The organism is Nitrosomonas sp. Nm84 (assembly GCF_003201565.1).
Lineage (GTDB): Bacteria > Pseudomonadota > Gammaproteobacteria > Burkholderiales > Nitrosomonadaceae > Nitrosomonas.
In genome coordinates, this window is record NZ_QJJP01000052.1 from 1 (window position 1) to 6,524 (window position 6,524).

Sequence of the window (6,524 nt, forward strand, 5' to 3'; positions counted from 1 at the left end):
ACCTCGGTACGAGTCACCACGCCATCGCTACTCACTGTATAAGTTTCGCTGCCATCATCGTCAATGGATTTGGGTTCCCGCACACCATCTTTAATCTCAAATACTTCGGTGACTTCACCACCTACAATGGTAAATTGGAAGGCTTTGTGGCTTCCTTCCCCGGGTGAATCGTCATTAACGTCATCGTTTAAATCATCATGCCCTGTGCTCATTGTTTTCTCCTAGTAAAGTTTAGTAAATCAAGGTAATAAAGCGTGTTGTGTTTTATATGAACAGACCTTATCGAACGCTTTGCTCTTCACGGTGTTATCTTGCTATATTGTGCTTGCAAAGAATAGCTTCATTTACCTGCATTGATATGTCCTATATTGATCCAGCTATTAAATAATAGCTTTACTTGGCATATCTTAAGCATGCGTCTTGAAGGTAAGGAAGACATTATTTTTAAACATCATGCGATCGGCTGACAGCGGCGTATAATTTTTCCACTAGATTTAATTCTGCACTACAGTCGGATAAAAAATAAAAGCATTTGATTTTTTTATCATTTTTCTACACAAACCTTAATTGCTTTGCTGTGGCATCTATCAAATCATCGTATATCATTTGTAATTGTTGTTCTTTTGAATTCACTACATAACTCTTAAAGAGCAGGAACTCACTTCGCATCAATTAAGAAACACGAATTGATGCGAAGGGTGTGCCAGCAACAACTTGAAAGTACTAAAAGACGATTAAGTATTTCAGTGTTGCTTATTTGAACTTGGTCGATTTAAGTAGTCTATGCTTTTTATTTTGTGCGACAGACTCTGGTTGCTTGAGCAACTGTAAATCCTTGTGCGTTGATGAGTTGTCCGGTTACTTGTCCTTGAATGAAAGTACGGCTGATGCGTATGGCGCCGGCAGCAATGTCACCTGGATCGCTATCAAAATCAAATTCTATTTCATCACCCGTAGTTGCTTTGAGGCCGGATTTTTTCGTATTACTACCAGATATAATTTTGGCAGAGTAGCTACCTGGAACCAGATTACTACCATCAACGGAAACTGAAGATCGGTTTGCTCTTGATTCGCATTTTACGCGAATGTCTGCAGCGTTGACGTCAGGCAGAGTTGTCACGAATACTGCCAGTACTGCGGTTAGTGCTGTTGAGGTTTTCATTATCATTGATTTCATCATTCTTACTCTCTCTTAGGTTTTAATTTTATGTGAATACTCTTTCGTAAGAATTTAAAATTTTTCTTCTTACATGCCGTTTATTCTGCGGGGGCGAGAAAAGGTTCAAATGTAGTAAAAAACTCTCAATAACTTTTATTTGAATTGCTTTGATGAATATATTTACAAGGAATTAAATTTTGGATAGCTATTTAATTCTAGGTGGTTAAATTCCGGTATGACCATCATTTTAACTATTATCCGATAGTCCCAACAAATAAGTGGCTTATAATTTATCTTGGGTCTTGGGAAATTAAAGCGGGTTTGGACGTAATGATTTAAGAATTGCAAGGTAGAGATTATTACGACGATAATTAGTCGAAATTCTGTTTCTTTTAGGTGTAGGTAGAAAGTATGTATAGGAACGCCATTGAACTTTGCCAAACGTCTTTTTGCAAAAACCCAGAAAGATTCGATTCCGTTAATATGTCGTTCGCCACTGGCAAACTCGTTGATGCTATGATGAACTCTGAAGTATTTATCAAAACCGATATCGACCAATCCGTCATAGCCGTGCCACCCATCGGAATGAATGATAGTATCTGGCGCTATATGCCCGCGGATAATGGCTTGAAATGTGGTTCTGGAGCAATTCGGAACACTCTTTGTATATGCTTTTCCTTGGCGCTTCAAAACACCCGAAACAATTGTTTTACCATAAGCACCGCGACTTCTTTTATTTATGACACATTGCGCACCAAAATAAGACTCATCGACTTCTACAGCGCCCTGAAGAAGCGATTCAAGTTCGCAGCACCGAGCAATTCTTTGTCGAACTTTGAGGTAAATCGTATTGACAGACCGTATAGAGATATCAGTCAATTGCGCGGTACTTGTAGCAGTAAAACCCAGAGCAATTTAGCTTCTTTGATGCAGGACCGAGAATAGTACTTACTCTTAACATTCATCTCAGTAAGTTAACACACTTTTGTTAGTGCTTAACTTCCTAAGACCATTAATATTTCAATGGGTTATGACAATTTGCGTCTATAAAAAATGAAAATACGCTTAAATTACTTGAATCATATATTTTTATGGTTTCTGCTAAATCTTGCCTATTCTATAAATTGCTATGCCGAATTAAGTGGTAACCTGACTGGCGCTACCGATTATATGTGGCGTGGCTATTCTAAGAGTGATGGAAAACCAGTCGTACAAGCCAATATCGATTACGGATTCAAATCGGGTGTTTACCTCGGCACTTTTGCTTCGATAGTTAATTTTGCTGATCATGGATTCGAGAATCGTTCTACTACAGAATTCAGACCATACCTGGGTTTTGCTTATAAGCTATCCGATGATTGGCGATTTAATATTGCATGGACCCGCTATCTCTTTGATGGCAAAGTATTTGGTCAAGTAGTCGATTACAATGAATTCTATTTTTATAGTCATTTTCGTGACTTACTGACAATCAATCTCAATTTTTCTGAAAATAGCTATCAACAGAATCACATGTCATTCAATTCCGAGATTACAGGACGTTATCCAATCACCGACTCAATCGAAATATCCAGTACTTTTGGCTACAATAAACAAAAAAAGGTCTTGGGCTATGACTATCTTTATTGGACATCCGGGTTAACAGTATATTTTTCCCGTAATATAGGCGTCGATGTCCGCTATTATGGTGGTATTCATGCATCTTCTAAAAACGAAGGCCTGTATCCAAATTGGGGATTCCATCCTCATGTTGTCGATAATCGTATTGTGTTTTCCATTTCAATCGGATTCTAATTTTCTCAATTATTTTTATAGCAATGAACTTTTCATTTGTTGTGAAGAATAAACAGAGCAACAGTACTAAAATCTTAAAAATTAGCATAATCGACTAGATTGATGAGCCAACATGTATGAGTCATGAATCGCCAGAATTAAAAATGAGAAAATCCTTTAGCTCGCAGGAGCAACAGGTCAAAGAGCGGAATTTAATCGCAGAAACTGCGGCAGGTAATAGCAAAGCTTTTGAACAGCTTTATCAGCTTTATTTTAACCGACTGTATCAGTTTATATTCCATGTCATCAGGCGTCAGGACTGTATTGAAGAAATTATTAATGATGTCATGTATGTCGTGTGGGAAAAGGCATCAACCTATAATCAGGTATGCCGCCCTTCTACGTGGATCTTGGGTATTGCTTATTTAAAATCACTAAAGAGTATCGAACGAAGCTTGATAAGAGAAGATCGATCTGCTGAATTTAATGACGAACTGAATTACTTCCCTGATAGCGGAAATCAATGGGTTTCAGAGTTGGAAGTCAGCAATTGGCTTGAAGTTGCATTTGACAAATTGTCTCCTGAACAGCGTGCGGTGGTAGAAATGACTTATTATCAAGGCTTACATTACAATGAGATCTCGGAAATTATGCAATGCCCTGAGAATACAGTAAAAACCAGAATGTTCCATGCACGAAAAATTTTAACAAAATTGTTTTTAGAGCTTAATTGACCGGAGTTAAAATATGTTGTCTTCAAATATCAGAGTACCCAATAACAGTGAGCATCAGAAAGTATGGGATCTGTTGCCTTGGTATATTAATCACTCTTTAGATTCTGCTGAGCAGGATATTGTAAAAAAACATATTAAGACTTGCATTACGTGCAGGATTGAATTGAATCAGCAACAACAAGTAGTTGAGAAGATGCAGCAGACTGATCTTTTACAACAACTGTCGCAGGTTTCTTTTGCTCAGTTGAAAAAAAGAATTGAAGAACAACCCAAAATCTATGTGCTTGCTAAACATAACGAGCCTAAAAAAGAACTGAAATTTTTCTCGCATCAGTTTGTTAGTTTTGTAAAATATACTGCTTTGGCAGCAAGCTTATTATTGCTGGCGCTGCCGTTTATGTTAGATTCACTGATTGATAAGCCCGAATTAAAAGGCGATTACAGAACACTAGCCAACTCGATCGAGGGTAAGCAAAGGAATAACTTTATACGTGTCATCTTTGCAGACCCATCAAACCCAGAACAGATCGAGGCTATTTTGAGTAGTGTTTCTGGGCATATTGTTAGGGGGCCATCCCAGAATGGTGTTTATGAAGTTCAAATTGGTAATCAGCAAACTGATTCTCAGGAAGTCAAAGATGCAATTTTACACTTACGCAAAAGTACGTCTGTTATCTTTGCTGAATTGGCTCATGGATTATCTTCCTCTGATTAGAATCATACTTTGATGGCGCATAATGCAATGAAAATTCATTTGTTTTTTATTTTGGCGCTGTGGATGATGATGCTCGCTGCTTTACCCGTCAGCGCTGAACAGAAACTATTTGTCGATCCTCAGGTTTTTGATAGCAAACAGGTAGAACGTATCATTTTGGTGACCTATGCAGATAAGCACATAGGCCGTATTTCGGTTGGGGTAGCTAACCAGTCATATCATCGCAGAGGTGACTACAGTAGTTCAACTTGGAGTAGAGGAGTGGCATCCAGTATAGAGACAGATTACAAATTAAAGATCCTTTCACAATGGCCAATCAAAGAAATTGGCGAACATTGTGTTGTATATCTGGTACATGAAAGTCAACCTATGGCTGATGTTATCAGCGCATTATTAAAAGATGATCGTATCGATAATGTTCAAACGATGAATACTTTCCGAGTCATGGCAACGGACGAGTACAGCGATCCCTATTACCGTTTGCAAGCAAATGTACATGCGGTGAATTTAGCCGAGATACACAGCCGGGCGACCGGTAAGAATGTAACTATCGCAATTGTTGACACTGGCGTTGACACAAAGCATCCTGATTTAGAGGGGCAAATTAAACAGAGTAAAGATTTTGTTGCACAAAAATCATCGGATTCTTTGGGTGATATTCATGGTACGGCAATAGCTGGTGTTATTGCAGCCAAGCCAAATAATGGACAAGGTATCGTCGGTATTGCACCAGATAGTTCTGTAATTATATTGAAAGCCTGCTGGGGAATAAAAGAGGGCAGTTTGGAGGCAATTTGCAATAGCTTTACATTGGCCTTAGCAATCAATACAGCTATTGAAATGAATGCTGATGTTCTTAATTTAAGTTTAACCGGCCCCTATGATTCACTCTTGGCTAGATTAATCGAGAAAGCCATCCAACAAGGTATTATTGTCATAGCCTCGCAGGCCGATAGAGACGATGAGAAATCCGGGTTTCCAGCTCAACAACCCGGTGTCATCGGAGTTCGAAGCATAAGCAGCAAAGTTGCGCAATCGTCATATGAAAATCACCTGCTCACCGTATCTGCACCCGGAGAAGACATATTAACCACCTTGCCCAATGGCGCATATGACTTCGTGTCAGGTAATTCCTTGGCTACAGCGCATGTATCTGGCCTTACTGCCCTATTATTACAATTAAAACGAGGTGCATCTAATCAGGAACTTTTCAAGCTGCTGGTAAAAGCAAATGAACCAACTTTTTATAAATTATTCAGAAAAAAACGACACAACAATACAGCTAATATTGCAGCAGAAACGAATACGCACCAGAAAATGAAAGTTAATGAACTTACTCAGAAATTCAGCAATCAGTTACGCGCAGCCAAGTAAAAATTCCAGTTTGAGATGAATTGGCAGACACGTACAAATCCGATTTCAGAAGGGTCGATTTAAAGCTGCCACCAATTCAAAACATAAACTGCCGATTGCGCCTAATTATTTGGATCGTCAGTTTTCCATCGATCAGATAAATTAGGTGTATGTGGGCGATATCACTTATATTCATACCCTAGAAGGCTCGATGTACTTGGCTGGTCGTGATCGACCTGCTCTCCCGTCGGGTCGTGGATTGGTCAATAACCGCGTATATGAAACCCAGTTAGTTAACGATGCGCTCCAGCAGATGGCTATTTGGAAACGTAAACCCGACAAAGGCCTGTTATGGCATACTGATCAGGGTAGCCAATACGCCGCGGAAAGTCACCGGCAATTACTAAAGCAGCATGGCATCCAGCAAAGCATGAGTCGAAAGGGCAATTGCTGGGATACTCAGTTTAATATGGCATGGAATGCCTGACTTGATCTGACTCGTGCTGGGATTGGCGAAGTGCCTTTGCATTGACCTGTCGATCTAGTCCAGGTATTCCCCGAGTGTTACTGGGCCCAATACGTGTGATCTAATAGGAGCTTTGTCTTGCACCGTGAGTGTCCTGTCCGGTAAGTGGGATTGGTAACGCGCCAAATCGGGTGATTCAGCGTACGTATGACTCTTTCTGCAGGTATGGTGTTGATACCGGTTTAAAATTGACCACCCATTACGGTTGAAAAATGACCAGGGGGAAACAGAGCGCAGGATACTACGCTACTGTGGATAAGTGGA

Annotated in this window: 6 protein-coding genes and 2 pseudogenes; 5 read left to right on the forward strand and 3 right to left on the reverse strand. The window is 39.7% G+C overall.

Going from position 1 to position 6,524, the window contains the following annotated elements:
- The 3 genes and pseudogenes from C8R34_RS15655 to C8R34_RS15665 all read right to left on the reverse strand — a co-directional run.
- Positions 1-212 (reverse strand): annotated as a pseudogene (locus C8R34_RS15655) (hypothetical protein); the annotation flags it as partial.
- A 578-nt stretch (positions 213-790) separates the two neighbouring features.
- Entirely contained in the window at positions 791-1,162 is a 372-nt protein-coding gene (locus C8R34_RS15660; protein ID WP_110342169.1) for a hypothetical protein, read from the reverse strand.
- A gap of 307 nt (positions 1,163-1,469) precedes the next feature.
- Positions 1,470-2,124, reverse strand: a pseudogene (locus C8R34_RS15665) (IS1595 family transposase).
- Between the two features lie 88 nt (positions 2,125-2,212).
- Between C8R34_RS15665 and C8R34_RS15670 the strand changes: the two are divergent.
- The 5 genes from C8R34_RS15670 (at position 2,213) to C8R34_RS15690 (ending at position 6,221) form a co-directional block, all read left to right on the forward strand.
- Entirely contained in the window at positions 2,213-2,953 is a 741-nt protein-coding gene (locus C8R34_RS15670; protein WP_110342171.1) for a TorF family putative porin, read from the forward strand.
- 116 nt (positions 2,954-3,069) lie between these two features.
- On the forward strand, positions 3,070-3,666 hold the full coding sequence (locus tag C8R34_RS15675) for an RNA polymerase sigma factor (protein ID WP_110342173.1): 597 nt from the start codon (positions 3,070-3,072) through the stop codon (positions 3,664-3,666).
- A 13-nt stretch (positions 3,667-3,679) separates the two neighbouring features.
- Positions 3,680-4,381 (forward strand): zf-HC2 domain-containing protein, encoded by a 702-nt coding sequence (locus C8R34_RS15680; protein ID WP_110342175.1) that lies wholly within the window; start codon positions 3,680-3,682, stop codon positions 4,379-4,381.
- A gap of 27 nt (positions 4,382-4,408) precedes the next feature.
- Positions 4,409-5,755 (forward strand): S8 family serine peptidase, encoded by a 1,347-nt coding sequence (locus C8R34_RS15685; RefSeq protein ID WP_258364538.1) that lies wholly within the window; start codon positions 4,409-4,411, stop codon positions 5,753-5,755.
- Positions 5,756-5,906: 151 nt separating this feature from the next.
- Positions 5,907-6,221, forward strand: a complete 315-nt coding sequence (locus C8R34_RS15690; protein WP_132467157.1) for a DDE-type integrase/transposase/recombinase — start codon at positions 5,907-5,909, stop codon at positions 6,219-6,221.
- The last annotated feature ends 303 nt before the right edge of the window (positions 6,222-6,524 follow it).